We start from the raw sequence: 16,742 nt of genomic DNA on the forward strand, positions 1-16,742 counted from the left end.
CGTCGCCGCGGCGCGAGGGCGCGGGCCGAGCATGGAGGGGCAGGGCTCGGCCCGCCTGTCGTTCGGCTTCTTACCCCCAAAGCCGGAGCGACCCTGCCAGAGACCACAGCAGGGTTAACGCTTCCTGAAGAGGCCGGCCCGGACGGCCGGCCGACGGCCCGCGAGACCCGGCCGGTGGGCCAGCGGTGGCGGGAAGATCCGGCACGAAGAGCGCCACTGATCTATGTTGGTATTCGTCGCTCCATTCGGTAGATAACAGGCATAATGGGTTATCTTCGTGCAGATAAGGACTTGACTGTCGAGAAACGAATCCACGTTCATGGATCACTCACACGTGAGAGGCGCCCATGGAAGATACCGATTCTGCACCCCATCAGGACCCGATCGATTTCGTCGAGCTGACCGCCGATATTGTTTCGGCTTATGTCGCCAACAACTCCGTTCCGGTTCCCGACCTCCCGTCGCTGCTGTCCGGCGTCCACGCGGCGCTGGCCGGTCTCGGGCACACGACGGCCTCGGCCGAGCCCGAATTCAAGAAGGCGACGCCCGCGCAGATCAAGAAGTCGATCACGCCCGACGCCCTGATCTCGTTCATCGACGGCAAGCCGTACAAGACGCTGAAGCGGCATCTCACCGGCAACGGCATGACGATCGAGCAGTACCGGCAGCGCTACGGGCTGCCGCCGGACTACCCGACGACCGCGTCCAACTACTCGGCGATGCGCGCCGAGTTCGCCCGCAACGCCGGCCTCGGCCACAAGCGCCGCAGCCCGGCCGCCAAGCGGAGCGAGCCCGCGGAGTCCGTCGCGGCGGAGGCCGGCGCCGGCACGAAGGCCCCCAGGAGCCGCAAGTCCCGGAAGGCCGCCGCGGAGGCGTGAGCGCCCCGGCCGCGCGCTCCGGCGCGCGCCGCGGGTGCCCGCCCCGCCGGGGCCTGAGATGACGGGACCGGGTACGGCCGCGCCGGACCCGCCCGTCACCTCGCGGACGGCCCCGGACCGGCTCCGGACCGGCCCCGGACCGGCGCGCGTCGGAACGACGCCTGCGCCCAGCCGTTGGGCCGGTTGAACGCCCGACCGCGCGCGACGGAGCCACGCTTGACCCGATCGATCCCCGCCCTCCTCCTCGCCGCCGCCACGCTGGCCGCCCTTCCGGCCGCGGCCCGGGCGCAGGACCGGCCCGGCGCCGGGTCGGCGGCTCCGGCGGAGACCGCGCCGCGTCCGGCGGCCGACACCAAGGATCCGGGCAAGACCGCGACGGAGGCCGTCACCCACCCGTCCGCCGTGCCGCCGACCGAGGGCGCGGTCGGCAGCGGCAAGCCGCCGGCCACCGGCGACGCCCCGACGACCGGCCGGTAACGCCCGCACCGCACCCCCGCCCTGTCGGCCCGTCGACCTGCCCGGCCGGCGGGCCCGTCCCTGTCGCGGCCGAGCTCCGTCGCGGCCAAGCATCGGCCCTGTCGGGCGAGGTGAGCCGGATCATGCGTCCAGACCGGGTCGGTCACGCCGGCCGCGAGCCCATCGTCCCCGTTCGAAGCCCCGCCCGTCCCTGGTCGCGCCCGCTGCGCCGGCACAGCGCCGGCATCGCCGCGCCGGACCCGCGCCTCTGGGCCCTGACCCTGGCGATCGTCGCGGTCGACGCCGTCTGGATGACGGCGTCCGGCATCGCCGCCGAGCCTCTGGGCTTCGGCCTCGCCGGGCTGGCCTCCCTCGTCCTGCTGCTCGCCGCGGCCTGCCTGAGCACGGTGAAGTCCGATCCGCCCCTGCGCGGCATGGCCCTGGCGAGCGCGTTCCTCATCGCCTTCACGGTGCCGGTGGCGGTCCTGCACTTCCTCGCCGCCGGGATCGGGTTGCCCTTCGTCGATCCCGCGCTGGCCCGCATCGAGACCGCCCTCGGCTTCGACTGGACGGCTCACGTGGCGTTCCTGGCGCGGCACCCGGCCCTGTCGTGGTGGCTGTCGCTCGCCTACCATTCCAGCGGCCCGCAGGTCGGGCTCGTGGTGATCGCGCTGAGCGCGACCCGCCGGCTCGGCCGGCTCTGGACCTACATCCGGCTGTTCGCCGCGACGCTGCTGTGCGTGATCGTCCTGGCCGCCCTCCTGCCGGCGCTCGGCCCCTACGCCCACTACGCCCCGCGGGTCGTCCCCTCAGAGCCCCTCGAGACGGTCGGCGCGCTCTGGCACCTGGAGCCGGTGGCGCGGCTGCGGGCCGGCACCCTGCACGCGCTGGCGCTCGGCGACCTGCGCGGCCTCGCGACCTTCCCGTCCTTCCACGTCTGCCTCGCGCTCCTCACGGCCTGGGCGCTGGCGCCGGTGCCGCTCCTCGGCCCCCTGGCCGCCCTGCTCAACGCCGCCGTCATCGTCGCGACGATCGGGTCGGGCGGCCACTACCTGCCGGACGTGCTGGCGGGCGGCCTCCTGGCCTTCGCGGCCCTGGCCTGCCGGGCCCGGCGGCGCGGCCCGACCGCCGATCCGGCCGCGCGCGCTCCGGCGGCCCGGCGGATCGAGGCGATCCGGCCCGCCGACGCCTGACGACCCGCCGGCCGCGAACAAGCCCGCGCCCGGCGGATCGGCCGAGGAGCGGAGAGGCGCGACGATGACCCGGACCCGGCGGACGATCGGCGGCTCCGCCGCCGCCGCGCGGCTCCGACGGGCCCGCTTGCCCCTGGGCCCCACCCTCCATAGATCCCGACGATGACGGCACTCCCCTTCGACAACAGCTACGCCCGCCTGCCGGAGCGCTTCTACGCCCGCCGGCCGACGACGCCCGTGGCGGCGCCGCGCCTCGTCCGGCTGAACCGCGCGCTCGCCGAGGAACTCGGCCTCGACCCGGACTGGCTCGCTGGCCCGGACGGCGTCGCGGCGCTGGCGGGGAACGCGGTCCCGGACGGTGCCGACCCGATCGCCGCGGCCTATGCCGGCCATCAGTTCGGCCAGTTCGTGCCGCAGCTCGGCGACGGCCGCGCGGTCCTGCTCGGCGAGGTCGTCGACCGGAACGGGCGCCGCCGCGACATCCAGCTGAAGGGCGCGGGCCCGACGCCGTTCTCGCGGCGGGGCGACGGGCGGGCGGCGCTCGGCCCGGTCCTGCGCGAGTACCTCGTCAGCGAGGCCATGGCGGCGCTCGGCATCCCGACCACGCGGGCCCTCGCCGCCGTGACGACCGGCGAGCCGGTGGTGCGCGAGACGCTCCTGCCCGGCGCGGTCCTCACCCGCGTGGCGGCGAGCCACATCCGGGTCGGCACCTTCCAGTTCTTCGCGGCGCGGGGCGACGTCGAGGGCCTGCGCGCCCTCGCCGACCACGTCGTCGCCCGGCACCACCCGGACGCCGCCGGGGCCGCCAACCCCTATCGCGCGATGCTGGAGGGCGTCGTCGCGGCCCAGGCGAGCCTCGTGGCCCGCTGGCTGCACGTCGGCTTCGTCCACGGGGTGATGAACACCGACAACATGTCGGTCGCGGGCGAGACGATCGATTACGGGCCCTGCGCGTTCCTCGACGCCTACGATCCCCGGACGGTCTACAGCTCCATCGACCGCAACGGCCGCTACGCCTACGGCCAGCAGCCGCGGATCGCGCTCTGGAACCTGACGCGGCTCGCCGAGACCCTGCTGCCGCTCCTCGCCGAGGGCGAGGACGCCGCGGTCGCCGAGGCCGAGGCGGCTCTGGCCACCTACGCGCCGCGCTTCGAGGCGGCCTATCACGGCGGCCTCGCCCGCAAGCTCGGCCTCGCCGAGATCCGGGACGGCGACGCCGAGCTGGCGGGCGACCTGCTCAAGCGGATGGCCGAGAACCAGGCCGACTTCACCCTGACGTTCCGCCGGCTCTGCGACGCGGCGGCGCGGCCGGAGGCCGACGCGGCCGTGCGCGACCTGTTCGTCGATCCGACGCGCTACGATGCCTGGGCGACCGCGTGGCGCGCGCGGCTGGCCCAGGACGCGCGCGACCCGGGCGAGACCGCCGCCGCGATGCGCCGGGAGAACCCGGCCTTCATCCCGCGCAACCACCGGGTCGAGGCGATGATCGAGGCCGCCGTGGAGCGGGACGACTTCGCGCCGTTCGCGACGCTCCTCGCCGTCCTGGCGCGCCCCTACGACGACCAGCCGGACCACGCCGCCTTCGCGGAGGCGCCCGCGGGCGGCGGCGTCGGCTACCGGACCTTCTGCGGCACCTGAGCCCGCCCGCCGCCGGTCAGGAGCGCGGCCACGTGAAGATCTCGCGCACCCCGCCCGCGTGGCGAAACCAGTGAACGCGGGTCGCGGGATTGAAGCCGTGATCCTGGTACGACGTGGCGATCACCGACACGAGAGTCTCGGCCGCCGAGCGGTCGTGAATGTCGTAGGCCAGAAGTTTCGGAGTACCGTCGGTCTCGCGGGTGAGATCGCGAACCAGAATCGAATACGACATATCTCCCCTCCTTTCGACACAAAGCATGTACTCAAGATTATATCTCCAAAGCCAGGATCGTTCGCGGCAGGATCATGTAAAGGTTAAACAACATTAACAGGAATGTGTTGATTTGATACGGCCCCGGTTGGACTCGCCGGGCGCGGCGGTCACCGCGGCGGTCGCGCGGGCCGCGACGCCGGAGCGGTCCGGCGCGAGGGACGCGGCTGTCGACCGGGTTCGGGCACCGAATCGCGCCGCGGCGGCGCCCGAGTGCTGTTTCCCGATCCCGTCGCGTCGATTCTGGCGGACGACGATTCGGGTCGCGACGTCGCGCCATGCCCATCGCCCGTGCGGCAGGGGCTCGGTGCGCCTCCGCCTCAACTTGATCCGGACCGGCCCTAGATGTCGCGAGGCGAGCGCCCGAACGGACCGACGGCGGCGCGGGGGGACCCGGAGGCCATGGTGAAGCGGATGCGGGCAGGGCTCGTCGCGGCGGCCCTCGCGCTGCTGACCGCCCAGTGCGCACCCACGCCCGGCGCCCCGGCGGCGGGGATCGTCGTCGCCTCGAAGCTCGACACCGAGGGCGGGGTGCTCGGGAACATCATCCTGCAGGCGCTGCAGGCCCGGGGCCTGCCGACCGTCGACAAGATCCAGCTCGGCGCCACCGCGATCGTACGCCAGGCCCTGATCGAGGGACAGGTCGACATCTATCCGGAATACACCGGCAACGCGGCGTTCTTCTTCGGGAAAGCGGATCTCCCGGTGTGGAAGGACCCGGAGGCGGCCTACCGCACGGCCCGGGACCTGGATCGCGCGGCCAACGACCTCGTCTGGCTGACGCCCGCCTCGGCCAACAACACCTGGGCGGTCGCGGTGCGCGAGGAGATCGCGCTGGCCGCGGGCCTGAGGACCATGAGCGATTTCGGCCGCTACGTGGCGGGCGGCGGCGCGATCAAGCTCGCCGCCTCGTCGGAATTCGTGACCAGCCCGGGGGCGCTGCCGGCCTTCGGCCGGGCCTACGGCTTCACCCTCACGCCGGACCAGCTCGTCATCCTGGCCGGCGGCGACACCGCCGCCACGATCGCGGCGGCGGCGCGGGGCACCTCCGGCACGAACGCCGCCATGGTGTTCGGCACCGACGGCAGCATGGCGGTCGCGCGCCTCGTCATGCTCGAGGACGACAAGGGCGTCCAGCCGGTCTACCAGCCGGCGCCGGTGGTCCGCGGCGCGGTCCTCAAGGCCCATCCCGAGATCGCCGCCGTGCTGGATCCGATCTTCCGCAGGCTCGATCTGGCCACGCTCCGGGATCTCAACGGCCGGGTCCAGATCGGCGGCGAGCCCGCCTCCGCGGTCGCGGCGGACTTCCTCCGGCAGAACGGGTTCGTGCCGTGAGCCGGCCGCGCGGCCAGCGCCGCGATCCGCGTCCTCGCGGGCGGGGTGGTGCGCCGCCCGCGCAATCCCGCGTCGACAAGCCGGGGCTCCGTCGGCAAGGATGCGCGGTGGGGCGCCCGCGAGCGTCGCGACGCCGGTGACCCGCCTCATGAGACCCGACCCGCTCCCATCCACGTGCGCGTCCCGGGACGCCGTCGGCGCGTGAGGACGGGGGTACTGTCCGCGACCGGGCGGCGTCGCCGGGGCGTCGATCCGCTGGGCGCGGCCTTCGCGGCCGTGCTGGCGGTGAGCCTGCTCGCCCTGCCGCTGATGACGACCCGGCCGAACCGGATCGCGGCCGGCACCGCGCTGACGGCGTGGTCGGCGCTCCCCTCCGGCGCGGCGCTCCTCCTCGGAGGCGTCGTCGCCCTCGCGCTGCCGCCGCTGGTCCTCCGGTCGGCGCCGGTCCTGCGGCTGGCCGCCGCCGCCGCGATCCTGCTGCTGCTCGGCCTCGCGGCCGGCTGGGCGGCCGACCACCTGACCGCGCCGGGCGACCGGTACGGCCGGGTCTCGCCGGACGCGGGCTGGTGGCTCGCCTCCGTCACGGCGGCCCTCGCGGTCGGCGACGGGCTGGCGCGGCTGCGGCCGGGACCGGTCGCGCGGATCGCCGCGCTGGCCCTGCTGGTCGCCGCGGCGGGGCTCGCCCTGCGCACCGGCTTCTGGGACAACCTCTCGGTCCTGCGGGAATATGCCGGCCGCTCCGACACGTTCGGCCGGGAGCTGCGGACCCACGCCGCCCTCGCCCTCGCCTCGGTGGCCGCCGCCGCCCTCGTCGGGATCCCGGCGGCCGTGCTCGCGCGCCCGGTCCCGCCCGTGCGGGCGGGCCTGCTCACGACCCTCAACGTCGTGCAGACCGTCCCGTCCATGGCCCTGTTCGGCATGCTGATCGCGCCCCTGGCCTGGATCGGCCGGGAGGTCCCGGGCGCGGCCGCCCTCGGCATCGCGGGGATCGGCGCCGCGCCAGCCTTCGTGGCGCTGTTCGCCTACGCGCTCCTGCCGGTGGCCGCCGCGACCGTCGCGGGCCTCGACGCGGTGCCCTGGCCGGTGCGCGACGCCGCCCGGGGCGTCGGCATGACCCCGCGCCAGCGGCTCTTCCAGGTCGACCTGCCCCTCGCCCTCCCGGCGATCCTGACCGGGATCCGGATCGTCCTCGTCCAGAACATCGGCCTCGCGGTGATCGCGGGCCTCGTGGGCGGCGGCGGCCTCGGCGTGTTCGTGTTCCAGGGCATCAGCCAGAACGCGGGCGACCTCGTCCTGCTCGGCGCGCTGCCGACCGTCGCCCTGGCGAGCGGCGCCGCCGTGCTGCTCGACGCCGTCATCGACCTGAGCCGGGGCCGCGCGGCGGAGCGGACCGCATGATCGACCTCGCCGGGGTGAGCCGCGTCTTCGAGGGGCGCACCGTGGTGGCGGACGTCACCCTGCGCGTCGAGGCCGGGACGATCCTGGCGGTCGTCGGCACCTCGGGATCCGGCAAGACCACCCTGCTGCGCATGATCAACCGCCTGATCGAGCCGAGCGCCGGGACGGTCCGGATCGCCGGCCGGGACGTCCGGGATGTGCCCCCGCACCTGCTGCGGCGCGGGATCGGCTACGCCATCCAGGGCCACGGGCTGTTCCCCCACCGCACGGTCGCGGAGAACATCGCGGTGGTGCCGAAGCTCGTCGGCTGGGACCGCCGGCGGATCGCCGTGCGGGTCGACGAGCTCCTCGGCCTGTTCAACCTCGATCCGGCGATCTACCGGGACCGCCTGCCGGCGGCGCTCTCCGGCGGCGAGCAGCAGCGGATCGGCGTCGCCCGGGCGCTCGCGGCCGAGCCGCCGATCCTGCTCATGGACGAGCCCTTCGGCGCCCTCGACCCGGTCATCCGCGGGCGGGCGCAGGCGGACCTTCTGGCGATCCAGGCGCGCTACGGCACCACGATCGTGCTGGTGACCCACGACATGACCGAGGCCCTGCATCTCGGCGACCGCATCGCCGTCATGGATGCCGGGCGCCTGGTGCAGGAGGCCGCGCCCGCGGACCTCGTCGGCGCGCCCGCCACCGCCTTCGTCGGCGCGCTCCTCGGCAGCGGCGACCGGGCCTTCCAGCTCATGGCCCTGCGCACCGTCGACGATCTGGTCGAGCCGGGACCGGCGCCGGGCCCGCCCATCCCGGCCGGGACCACGGTGCGGGCCGCCCTCGCCGAGAGCCTGTGGTCCCGGCGCCCGGCCCTGCCGGTCAGCCGCGGCGGCGTCGTCCTGGGCCGGGTGACGCGGGAGGCCCTCGAGGCGCGGGGTGCCCGGCCGTGATCCGCGCCCCGCGGATCGCCCGGGCCGCGCTCCTCGCCCTGCTCGGGGCGTTCCTGGTCGCGCCGGGCCGGTTCGCGCCCCTGTTCCGGCCGTTCGCCCCCGGCGACACGCCGCCGATCTACGGCCAGACGCCGCTGCTGACCCTCGCCGTCAACCACCTCCTGCTCGTCGCCGCCGCGACCGCGGCCGCGACCGGGATCGCCCTCGGTCTCGCGGTCGCGGCCACGCGGCCGGCCGGCCGCGACGTGCTGCCCTTCGCCCGGTCGGTGGCCCGCATCGGGCAGACCTTCCCGCCCGTCGCGGTCCTGGCCCTGGCCGTGCCGATCCTCGGGTTCGGCGCGGTCCCGACCCTGATCGCCCTGATCCTCTACGGACTCCTGCCGATCTTCGAGACCGCGCTCACCGGCCTCGAGGCGATCGACCCCGCGCTGCTGGAGGCGGCCCGCGGCATGGGGCTGACCGACCGGCAGCGACTCGTCCGCGTCGAGCTGCCCCTGGCGCTGCCGATGATCCTGTCGGGGATCCGCCTCGCGGCGGTCATCGGGCTGGCGACGGCGACCATCGGCTCGACGGTGGCGGCCAGCACCCTCGGCGAGGTGATCATCTCCGGCCTCCTGACCGGCAACACCGCCTACGTCCTGCAGGGCGGCCTCGTCGTGTCCGCGCTGGCCCTCCTGACCGATGCCGGCTTCCGCCGACTCGAGCGCGGCGCGGCACGGCAGGCTGGATTTCGTTCCTAGACGCGGCTAGAACGCCGGCGGGGCCGTACGCGCGGCCCTGGGGCGTGGAACCCCCTGTCTGATGGTCGGTGCCGACCACAACGGCACCCGTATCCTTGGCCACACGGTCGGGGAGCCTGCGGCGTATGTCCAGGCGTTCCGGCGCTAAAGGTCGTAGGGACCGTTCAGACACGGTTTTCCAACTCCCCGACTCGGGATGGTCGAAGGCTCGTTCGCGGGGGCGCACCGCGAGCCAGGGCCCGCCGGGAGGATGGGCCATGGGTTCCGGCGATCCCGAGACGCGCAGGCGGCAGCTCGACCGGCTGCGCGCGGCCTACGAGGCCCGTCCGGGCCGGCCGGACCTCGGGGCCATCGGCAGCGGTGCCCGGCACTCGCGGGCGCTCCTGGGACGGATCCTCGTGGTGCTCGGCGGCCTGCCGGACGGGACCGGCCTGCCGGCGATCGGCCAGGGCGGGAGCGGGCGCGCCGGGACGTAGGAGCCGGACCGCCCCAGCAGCACCGCAGCGCGGAGTGACAGAATATAACTGTCTCCTTCCGGACATATTGAATATTCGAACCAAAGATAACAGCATTGGATCGACGCACATGATTCGGTCGGCTGTCGTTCGGCAGCGCGATCCTTGCCGACCGGTCGCGCCTGCGTCGGACAGGGAGGTCGCCATGACACGAAGGGTCATCCACATAGCAACCGCCGCTGAAATCACCGCCGCGGCAGCCGGCCTGCTGCTTCTCGGAGCGAGTACAGGCCGCGCCGAGGACATGCCGCGGCAGGGCGATTTCAGGATCACCTACACGTCGATCGGCGTCGCCGCGCCGAAACCTGTCGTGATCGGCAACAATCGCACCGCTTCGGCAATGATCTACATGATGACCGCCGTCAACGAATCGGGCGGCCGGCTCCTGCACAACATGGCCGGACGCTGCACCTCCGCCCCGCTCATCGACAGCGTCGCCAAAACCCTCGAGAACCACGGCTACTGCGACTACGTCGACGCCGACGGCGACCACGTCTTCGAGAAGTGGGACTATCCGGTCCAGCCCCTGGCCGCCGTGAACGAGGGAACGGGCGAGTGGATCGGCGGGACCGGCAAGTTCGCGGGCCTGTCCGGCACCATGAAGATCCGCTCCCGACGGCTGAACTCCCCCACGGAGGGCGCCGTCCAGGTCGTCGGCGAGAAGCTCGGCAGCTACAGCTTGGCCAACACGGTGGCCAGCGCGAAACCGGACTGACGAGGCCGGAGCGGCGGGACAGGCGGGCCGACTTGGCGGTAAGACGCCGCCTATGACGTCGCCGATGACGCCCGCCGACCGAGACCGGTTCGAGAAATGCCTCGCGCTCGCCGCCCAGGGCGCCACGGCGGGCGAGCGCGCGGCCGCCCGGGCCGCCGCCGAGCGCATCGCGCGGGGCGCCGGGATGACCCTCGTCGAGGCGGCCGAGGCGCTCCGGCGGGCCGGGCAGGCCTCCGCCCACCGGGCGGCCCGCCCGCCGCCACCCCGACCGCCCTATCCCTGGGCGCAACCCAAGGCGCCCGTGACACCCGTCACGGTCGAGGAACTGCTGCGCCAGAAGGCCGAGACGGAGGCGTGGCGCAAGCGCGCTGCGGCCGCTGCCGACCGCCGCCGGAAGCGGGAGCACGCCGAGGAGGATGCCTACGTGACGGAGCAGCGCGCCCGCCAGGCTGAGCGCGACCGGGACTGGGCGCGCGCCCGCGCGGCGGATGCCCCGGGCGACGAGACCTGAGCGCCGGTCGGCGGATTCAGCGGTGGTGCCGCGGTCGCGCGCTCCGGTGCGCCCGCGCCCTGCGGTGCCGCGGCGCGACCCGCGACGGCGGCTCCGCGGCAGCGACCGGGGGGCCGGGCGCGACGCCGTCATGGGCCGCGACGACCCGGCGGGCCTCCTCGACGCTCATGTCGCAGGCGCTCGTCATGCCCTGCAGGGCGCCGAGGGCGCGATTGTACTCGGGAAGGTTGGTGCATCCGGGGACGCCCCAGGCCCGGGCGGGGACCGGCGCCGCGCCCGCGACCGCCAGCACGAGGGCAGCAAGACCGTTCCTGACCGACACGGATCCCTCTCCTCTTCGCCGAAGCCCGATTCCGGCTCCTCCGGGAGGCAACACGCTCAGCCGCGCGGCGTTTCTCGCGAGCCCGATCAGGCGCCGCCGCACATGTGCTGGGAGTCGGGCAATGTCCAGGAATCCAGGGTGCGCAGGTTGGTCGTCGTGTACATCTTGCCGCGATCGTCGCCCTTGGGGCAGCCGGTCGGCAGGAGAACGAGACAGGTCATCACCCGGTCGCCGACCCGCGATCGCGCGACCGCGTCGACATAGGCGTAGGAGATGCCGTAGACGCCGTTCGTCAGATCGACGCTCGTCCCCTCATCGATCCCGTCGCCCTTCGGCTTGACGAGCCTGTCGCTGAACCGCGTCCCGATCCGCGCGATGGTCGTCGCCGCGCAGGTTCCGACGCGCGTCGGGACCTGCGCCTCGGCGGCAGGCGCGAACCCGAGACCGGCGACCACGAGGGCGCCGGCCAGGATCGTTCCGGGGGGAGCCACCTTCAGGCGGCTTCGAGGAGGAAGTTGGCCCGGCGGAACATCAGTTCGCGGCGATAGAAGTAGACACCGCGGTTCCGCATCGCCGCGTGCGCCGCGTCCGCGTCGAACCCGTACGGCCTGTCGCGGGCGGTATCGATGCAGCCGACATACATCCAGCGCACACCGTCGATGAGCGACGGGATCGGCTGATCCTGCCGGACGGCGCAGAACTGCTCACCGTCCGAGGCCGAGACGAAAATGTAGAATGTCTTCCGCGCGCACATCCGAACCTCCAGGGGACTCGGGGGTGTATCCGCTACGCCACGGTCAAGCTATAAACTGACCGAAATAGAATAGTCAAGCTTCTGCCATATTTTCGTCACGTGTGAGACGGAACGCCCGTGCCGTCCGTCTCACAGACAGCCGACACGCCGCAGGGCACCGATCAGCTTCCGGCCGACGCGATAGCCGTTGAGGGATTCCGATCCGAGGATGCGGACGGTCTCCGCCGTGTCGGTCCGATCGTACAGGAACAGGTGGAAATCCGATCGCCCCCGCTCCGTGGGACCGGTGCTCACCTGGCCGCAGAACGCCACCGCTGGGCCCGCCTCGGCTGGGATCGGCCGGATCTTGCGGAAGCGGACGAGGCCCGCATCCGGGAAGGCCGCGGCGACCCGCGCCCGCATCTCGGCCTCCAGATCGTCGGCACCCTGCCCGTGCGCGAAGGGCGCCGCCAGAAGGCCTGCGAGGAGCGTCGTCAGCACCGCACATCCCCGACCGGCGCCGCGCACGGCGCAGACCTTCAGGACCTCCGATCTCGGCGCGGACGGTCGGCGTGTGGCGGCCATGAGGAGACTTCGCGAAGCGCTCGAGACCGTATTGGATCACGAAGGTCCGCCAAGCGGAAGCGGCAAAACCTGCCGGCGACGCGGCGCGCGCACCCGCCGCGGGAAATTCGGCAGATCTGCCCCAAACCTCAGACATGAGTGTGGCCGGATCACCGGCCAGCGCCGGCATCGCACGGCGGGTTGAAATTCTGCATTCAAAATTCGTTACTTGCCAAGCCTGTCATTCTGCATTGACACCCGATTATGTCCGAGTATTCATGGTAAAAAAACAGGTGTCGCGGGGATCGAAGAAGGGGTGGATCAAGTTGCGCAAGAACCAGGACCTACCCGAGCCGACGATCAGCGACGTGGCTCTGCGCGTCGTGACCGCCTATCTGTCGAACAACGCGCTGCCGCACACCAGCATCCCGCCGCTTCTGATCACCGTGCACGGCGCGCTCTCCGCGCTCGCCGACCGGCCGGCGGTCGTCGAGGCGCCGCCCGAGCAACCGGACGCCGCTCAGATCCGCGGATCGGTCCGCCAGGACAGCATTGTCAGCTTCATCGACGGTCGGTCGTACAAGACGATGAAGCGGCACCTCACCGCGCACGGGCTCACGCCGGAATCGTACCGCGCGCGCTACGGGCTGCCCGACGATTACCCGATGACAGCGCCCGGCTACGCCGAGCGCCGGTCGGAGATCGCCAAGTCGATCCGGCTCGGCCGCAAGGCCGCCTGATCGACGCGGAACCAACGGCCGTCCGCTCACCCAGTGAACCGATCGCCCGCACGGACGTAGATCCGTCGGACCGGGCGGCGCGATCGGGGAGAGGTATCCGGCCATGAAAGGTCTGTCGGGCTGTGTCGCCCTCCTTCTTCTCGGCGCGGGACCGTCGTCGGCGCAGACCGTCCTGGCGCCGTCCGGCGACTCGGCCGTGACGCAGCCCGGCGGGACGGCGGGACAGGCCGCGCGACACAACATCCAGGAGGCCTACCGCAACGGCGACGTGGTCGGCCATCGGCCCGCGCCGGTCACCCCCGCGCCGCGGCCGGACCGGTCACGCCGCACGGATCCGCGATTCTAGGTGTTCACCCAGGTCGGCGCCATCCATCGGCCTTCGGCGCGCGGGCGCGGGCGGCACGGCGTCTCCCTGCCCGCGCGCCGCGACCTGAAATCGTTCTGTCATCCGAGCCGGTCACGGTCCGCTTGCAACGGTCCGCGCGCAGGTCGACCGGAGGTCGCGGTCGCGGCAGGTCGCGCGGGACCGGATCGCTCCGGTGGCCCGGTTCCGGCCACGACGACAGGTGCTCGATGCTTCGGACCGCGATCGCCCTGACCCTTCTGCTGGCCGGCGCCCCGGCCTGGGCGGGACCGCGCTGGCAGGACTTGCCGGCGACCCCCGCGCCGGTCGCCGGCACGATCCCGGGCCGCGCCGCCGTCAACGGCATCCGGCTGTACTACGCCACGATCGGCAGCGGCCCGCCGGTCGTCCTGCTGCACGGAGGCCTGTCGAACTCCGATTACTGGGGCCATCAGGTCGCGCCGCTCGCCGCCCGCCGCACGGTCATCCTCGTCGACAGCCGCGGGCACGGCCGCAGCACCCGGGACGATCGGCCGTTCGGCTACGACCTGATGACCGACGACGTGGTCGGCCTGCTCGACGTGCTGAGGATCCCGCGCGCCGACATCGTCGGATGGAGCGACGGCGCGATCCTCGCTCTCGACATGGCGATCCGCCACCCCGACCGTGTCGGCAAGGTGTTCGCGTTCGGTGCCAACGCCGATCCGTCGGGCCTGATCGAGGGCGTGGAGAAGAACCCGACCTTCGCCGCCTTCATCGACCGGGCCGGCCGGGAGTACGAGGCCCTCTCGCCGACTCCCGGGGACTATGCCGCCTTCGTCGACGCGGTCGGCCGGATGTGGGGCGGGCAGCCGCGCTGGACCGAGGCCGATCTGAAGCGGATCCGCGCGCCGGTCCTCATCGCGGACGGCGACCACGACGAGGGGATCAAGCGCGCGCACACCGAGTACCTCGCCGCCACGATCCCCGGGGCGGGGCTGCTGATCCTGCCCAATGTCAGCCACTTCGCGTTCCTGCAGGATCCCGCGCTCTTCAATGCGGCGCTCCTCGGCTTCCTGGACGGGCCTTGAGGGTCCTGGGCGGCCCCCTGACGCGCGCGACTCACCGGGCCGACAGCCAGCCTTGCTGACCCTAGCCCAGTCGGCCTCTGCGCCTGGACGTACGGATCGCGGACGCGCGGCGCGGGCCGTTTCGGGAACGGCGGCGCGACGAGGACGCCGACCCGACCCGTCAGGCGATCGCGAGATGGAGGAACTGGTTGAAGTCGCTCGGCACGTAGGTCCCGAACGCGGGGCCGCTCACGAAGCCCCGACGCCGATAGAGTTCGAGCGCGGGCGCGAATGCGGGTCCGCATCCGGTCTCGAGGCTGAGGCATCGCGCGCCGCGGGCGGCGGCGGCCGCGATGATGGTGTCGAGGATCGCCGCGCCGGCTCCCAGGCGGAGGAAATCCGGATGCGTCCGCATGGACTTCACCTCCGCGGTGCCGTCCGTCGCCATCCTGAGCGCCCCGACGCTCGCCACCCGCCCGCCGCGGCGCGCCGTCCAGACGGTCACGTCCGGTGCTTGCAGGCCTGACAGGTCGAGAGCGAACACGCTGCCCGGCGGCGAGGATGCGTGCATGCCGGCGAGGTGGAGCGCCAGCAGCGCCCGTGTCTGCGTATCGGACAGGTCGTCCCGCGCGATCTCGAACATCGTGCCCCGGCCATCCGCCCCGACATCCCCCGCGCAGGATGTCCTCCCGATCGACGATCAGCAAGGCGCGGAACGGCGGTGCGGCCCCCGCGCCGAGGCTCCCGGCGGAGGGCGGATCGAAAGCTCCGCAAGACCCGCGGACCGCCGACCTCCCTGCGACCCGCAACCATGGCGCGCATGGTGCATTTGTGAACGCCGTCACGTTCCCCGGTGGGGAACACGCTGCCGTGGCGGTGCGTCACCGGTTGCGGGCACGCTCCGGCCGGAGAGGATTCACACGCTTGATCGACGCCGGAAGCCAGACCGCGAGTGCCTCCGATGCCGCCGCATCGGTCGCCGGGTCGATCGCGGCCGTCACGCGGCGGCTCGATTCCCTTCCGATGACGCGGCTTCACGCGGCGGCGCTCGCCGTCTGCACGCTGGGCCTGTTCACCGACATCGCCGAGGTCGCCCTGAGCAACGCCCTGGCGGCCATCTTCCTCGCGCCGCCCCACAACCTGCCGCGGGGCAGCCTCTCGCTGCTCCTCGCCTCCGTGTTCGCCGGCGGGGCGGTGGGCGCACCCGTCTTCGGGATGCTGGGGGATCGCCTCGGCCGCAGGCGCGCGCTCCAGGCCTCCCTCGCGCTGATGGCCGCCGGATCGCTGGCGGCCGCCGCGAGCCAGGGGCTCACGGCGCTGACGATCGCCCGGACGGTCTCGGGGTTCGCGATCGGCGGCTTCCCGCCCCTGGTCGCCACCTACCTCGCCGAGGTGACGCCTGCGCGCCGACGCGGCGCGACGCTGCTGGTCTGCGCCGGACTCGGGCTCCTCGGCGGCCTGGCCGCAATCGGCCTGGTCCAGATGATGGCACCGGCCGCGCCGCTCGGGATCGAGCCGTGGCGCTGGGCGCTGATCCTCGGGGGCGCCCTGGCGGCGCTCGGCGGCGTCCTGTTCGCGCGGCTGCCGGAATCGCCGCGGTGGCTCGCCTCGGTCGGGCGCTCCGCCGAGGCCGACGCCGCCTGCCGCCGGTTCGAGCGCGCGGCCGGCCGGGTCCGGGTCGCCGCCCCCACCGACCCGGACCCGGACCCGCCCGCGACCGGGCCCGCGGGGTTCCGGGGCCTGTTCGCCGAGACGCGCCAGATGCGCCGGACGGCCCTGTTCGTCGGCCTCTACACCCTCGCCCCCCTGGCGACGATCGCCTTCCCGCTGCTCAGCGCCGTCGTGATGGTCGAGAAGGGTTTCAAGGTCGATCAATCCCTCGTCTTCGCCGCGCTGTCGATGCTCGGCCCGCCGCTGGGCACCCTGCTGACCGCGCTGGTGATCGACCGGCTGGAGCGGCGCGCCTGCCTGACGGTCCTGGCGGCGGCGATGGCGGCCCTCGGCACGGCCTTCGCCGCGAGCGGCACGTTCCTCACGCTGGTCCTCGTCGGCATCGCCTTCAACACCGCGGCGGCGACCTACGGCAGCATCCTCGCCGTCTACGCGACGGAGTTGCTCCCGACCCCGCTGCGGGCCTCGGCCATGACCTGCGCCTGGGCCGGCGGCCGGGTCGCGGCCGCGCTGGCGCCGATCATCCTCCTGCCGATCCTCTCGGCCTACGGGCCGCACGCGATGTTCGCGGTGATCACGGCCGTCCTGGCGGCGAGCGCGGCCCTGCTCCTCTCCGGACCGCCCGGCCTGGCCGGGCAGGCCGTTGCCTAGGGCGCGCCGGAGGCGGCGCGGGCTCACGACCCGCGTAGCCGGTCCGCCCGGCGTCGGTTGCCAATCCGGCAAGATTCACACGATAGAGTT

At 73.4% G+C, this 16,742-nt stretch carries 20 protein-coding genes; 14 read left to right on the forward strand and 6 right to left on the reverse strand.

Features of this window, described 5'->3' with window-relative positions:
* The first annotated feature begins 347 nt into the window (after positions 1-347).
* From ACLBXO_RS07355 to ACLBXO_RS07370, 4 genes are all read left to right on the forward strand, one after another.
* On the forward strand, positions 348-878 hold the full coding sequence (locus ACLBXO_RS07355; RefSeq protein WP_331316675.1) for a MucR family transcriptional regulator: 531 nt from the start codon (positions 348-350) through the stop codon (positions 876-878).
* Between the two features lie 216 nt (positions 879-1,094).
* Positions 1,095-1,355, forward strand: coding sequence for a hypothetical protein (locus ACLBXO_RS07360; protein WP_447684971.1), 261 nt, complete (start codon positions 1,095-1,097; stop codon positions 1,353-1,355).
* A gap of 122 nt (positions 1,356-1,477) precedes the next feature.
* Positions 1,478-2,527, forward strand: a complete 1,050-nt coding sequence (locus ACLBXO_RS07365; protein ID WP_447684972.1) for a phosphatase PAP2 family protein — start codon at positions 1,478-1,480, stop codon at positions 2,525-2,527.
* A 162-nt stretch (positions 2,528-2,689) separates the two neighbouring features.
* Positions 2,690-4,165 (forward strand): protein adenylyltransferase SelO, encoded by a 1,476-nt coding sequence (locus tag ACLBXO_RS07370; protein WP_447684973.1) that lies wholly within the window; start codon positions 2,690-2,692, stop codon positions 4,163-4,165.
* A gap of 16 nt (positions 4,166-4,181) precedes the next feature.
* Here ACLBXO_RS07370 and ACLBXO_RS07375 read toward each other — a convergent pair whose 3' ends face one another.
* Positions 4,182-4,397, reverse strand: coding sequence for a hypothetical protein (locus ACLBXO_RS07375; RefSeq protein WP_331316679.1), 216 nt, complete (start codon positions 4,395-4,397; stop codon positions 4,182-4,184).
* Positions 4,398-4,838: 441 nt separating this feature from the next.
* On the opposite strand from ACLBXO_RS07375, the gene osmF reads away from it, so the two are divergent.
* The 7 genes from osmF (at position 4,839) to ACLBXO_RS07410 (ending at position 10,579) form a co-directional block, all read left to right on the forward strand.
* Positions 4,839-5,771: a glycine betaine ABC transporter substrate-binding protein OsmF gene (osmF, locus tag ACLBXO_RS07380; protein ID WP_447684974.1), complete on the forward strand. Its 933-nt coding sequence runs from the start codon at positions 4,839-4,841 to the stop codon at positions 5,769-5,771.
* Positions 5,772-5,972: 201 nt separating this feature from the next.
* Positions 5,973-7,169, forward strand: coding sequence for an ABC transporter permease (locus ACLBXO_RS07385; RefSeq protein WP_447684975.1), 1,197 nt, complete (start codon positions 5,973-5,975; stop codon positions 7,167-7,169).
* Positions 7,166-8,098, forward strand: coding sequence for an ABC transporter ATP-binding protein (locus tag ACLBXO_RS07390; protein ID WP_447684976.1), 933 nt, complete (start codon positions 7,166-7,168; stop codon positions 8,096-8,098). Before ACLBXO_RS07385 ends, ACLBXO_RS07390 begins: the two co-directional genes overlap by 4 nt.
* Positions 8,095-8,838 carry an ABC transporter permease gene (locus tag ACLBXO_RS07395; RefSeq protein ID WP_447684977.1) on the forward strand — a complete coding sequence of 248 codons (744 nt, stop codon included), beginning with the start codon at positions 8,095-8,097 and terminating at the stop codon, positions 8,836-8,838. The genes ACLBXO_RS07390 and ACLBXO_RS07395 overlap by 4 nt, the downstream gene beginning before the upstream one ends.
* A gap of 257 nt (positions 8,839-9,095) precedes the next feature.
* Positions 9,096-9,314: a hypothetical protein gene (locus ACLBXO_RS07400; protein ID WP_331316684.1), complete on the forward strand. Its 219-nt coding sequence runs from the start codon at positions 9,096-9,098 to the stop codon at positions 9,312-9,314.
* Positions 9,315-9,498: 184 nt separating this feature from the next.
* A complete protein-coding gene (locus ACLBXO_RS07405) occupies positions 9,499-10,068 on the forward strand; it encodes a hypothetical protein (RefSeq protein ID WP_447684978.1) in 570 nt (189 codons plus the stop codon).
* 52 nt (positions 10,069-10,120) lie between these two features.
* The gene (locus ACLBXO_RS07410; RefSeq protein ID WP_447684979.1) at positions 10,121-10,579 is read left to right on the forward strand and encodes a hypothetical protein; all 459 of its coding nucleotides are present in this window, start codon (positions 10,121-10,123) and stop codon (positions 10,577-10,579) included.
* A gap of 16 nt (positions 10,580-10,595) precedes the next feature.
* Here ACLBXO_RS07410 and ACLBXO_RS07415 read toward each other — a convergent pair whose 3' ends face one another.
* From ACLBXO_RS07415 to ACLBXO_RS07430, 4 genes are all read right to left on the reverse strand, one after another.
* Positions 10,596-10,901 carry a hypothetical protein gene (locus ACLBXO_RS07415; protein ID WP_447684980.1) on the reverse strand — a complete coding sequence of 102 codons (306 nt, stop codon included), beginning with the start codon at positions 10,899-10,901 and terminating at the stop codon, positions 10,596-10,598.
* 86 nt (positions 10,902-10,987) lie between these two features.
* On the reverse strand, positions 10,988-11,392 hold the full coding sequence (locus ACLBXO_RS07420) for a hypothetical protein (protein ID WP_447684981.1): 405 nt from the start codon (positions 11,390-11,392) through the stop codon (positions 10,988-10,990).
* Between the two features lie 2 nt (positions 11,393-11,394).
* Entirely contained in the window at positions 11,395-11,655 is a 261-nt protein-coding gene (locus ACLBXO_RS07425; protein WP_447684982.1) for a hypothetical protein, read from the reverse strand.
* A gap of 129 nt (positions 11,656-11,784) precedes the next feature.
* Entirely contained in the window at positions 11,785-12,135 is a 351-nt protein-coding gene (locus ACLBXO_RS07430) for a hypothetical protein (RefSeq protein WP_331316692.1), read from the reverse strand.
* Positions 12,136-12,524: 389 nt separating this feature from the next.
* Between ACLBXO_RS07430 and ACLBXO_RS07435 the strand changes: the two genes are divergently transcribed.
* Complete coding sequence (locus ACLBXO_RS07435; RefSeq protein ID WP_331316866.1) at positions 12,525-12,938, forward strand: MucR family transcriptional regulator; 414 nt, start codon at positions 12,525-12,527, stop codon at positions 12,936-12,938.
* A gap of 573 nt (positions 12,939-13,511) precedes the next feature.
* The gene (locus ACLBXO_RS07440) at positions 13,512-14,351 is read left to right on the forward strand and encodes an alpha/beta fold hydrolase (RefSeq protein ID WP_447684983.1); all 840 of its coding nucleotides are present in this window, start codon (positions 13,512-13,514) and stop codon (positions 14,349-14,351) included.
* Between the two features lie 160 nt (positions 14,352-14,511).
* Here the strand turns inward: ACLBXO_RS07440 and ACLBXO_RS07445 are convergent, their stop codons facing one another.
* Positions 14,512-14,973 carry a GNAT family N-acetyltransferase gene (locus tag ACLBXO_RS07445; RefSeq protein ID WP_331316696.1) on the reverse strand — a complete coding sequence of 154 codons (462 nt, stop codon included), beginning with the start codon at positions 14,971-14,973 and terminating at the stop codon, positions 14,512-14,514.
* Between the two features lie 380 nt (positions 14,974-15,353).
* On the opposite strand from ACLBXO_RS07445, the gene ACLBXO_RS07450 reads away from it, so the two are divergent.
* The gene (locus ACLBXO_RS07450) at positions 15,354-16,652 is read left to right on the forward strand and encodes an MFS transporter (RefSeq protein ID WP_447684984.1); all 1,299 of its coding nucleotides are present in this window, start codon (positions 15,354-15,356) and stop codon (positions 16,650-16,652) included.
* Positions 16,653-16,742 lie beyond the last annotated feature (90 nt).

It is taken from the genome of Methylobacterium sp. C33D, assembly GCF_053345825.1.

Excerpts from the sequence above, each read along its gene's own strand:
- ACLBXO_RS07365 (WP_447684972.1), top strand. The coding sequence starts at position 1,478 with ATGCGTCCAGACCGGGTCGGTCACGCCGGCCGCGAGCCCATCGTCCCC.
- ACLBXO_RS07410 (WP_447684979.1), top strand. The coding sequence starts at position 10,121 with ATGACGTCGCCGATGACGCCCGCCGACCGAGACCGGTTCGAGAAATGC.
- ACLBXO_RS07400 (WP_331316684.1), top strand. The coding sequence starts at position 9,096 with ATGGGTTCCGGCGATCCCGAGACGCGCAGGCGGCAGCTCGACCGGCTG.
- ACLBXO_RS07445 (WP_331316696.1), bottom strand. The coding sequence starts at position 14,973 with ATGTTCGAGATCGCGCGGGACGACCTGTCCGATACGCAGACACGGGCG.
- ACLBXO_RS07450 (WP_447684984.1), top strand. The coding sequence starts at position 15,354 with ATGACGCGGCTTCACGCGGCGGCGCTCGCCGTCTGCACGCTGGGCCTG.
- ACLBXO_RS07405 (WP_447684978.1), top strand. The coding sequence starts at position 9,499 with ATGACACGAAGGGTCATCCACATAGCAACCGCCGCTGAAATCACCGCC.
- ACLBXO_RS07425 (WP_447684982.1), bottom strand. The coding sequence starts at position 11,655 with ATGTGCGCGCGGAAGACATTCTACATTTTCGTCTCGGCCTCGGACGGT.
- ACLBXO_RS07370 (WP_447684973.1), top strand. The coding sequence starts at position 2,690 with ATGACGGCACTCCCCTTCGACAACAGCTACGCCCGCCTGCCGGAGCGC.
- ACLBXO_RS07390 (WP_447684976.1), top strand. The coding sequence starts at position 7,166 with ATGATCGACCTCGCCGGGGTGAGCCGCGTCTTCGAGGGGCGCACCGTG.
- ACLBXO_RS07375 (WP_331316679.1), bottom strand. The coding sequence starts at position 4,397 with ATGTCGTATTCGATTCTGGTTCGCGATCTCACCCGCGAGACCGACGGT.
- ACLBXO_RS07440 (WP_447684983.1), top strand. The coding sequence starts at position 13,512 with ATGCTTCGGACCGCGATCGCCCTGACCCTTCTGCTGGCCGGCGCCCCG.
- ACLBXO_RS07355 (WP_331316675.1), top strand. The coding sequence starts at position 348 with ATGGAAGATACCGATTCTGCACCCCATCAGGACCCGATCGATTTCGTC.
- osmF (WP_447684974.1), top strand. The coding sequence starts at position 4,839 with ATGGTGAAGCGGATGCGGGCAGGGCTCGTCGCGGCGGCCCTCGCGCTG.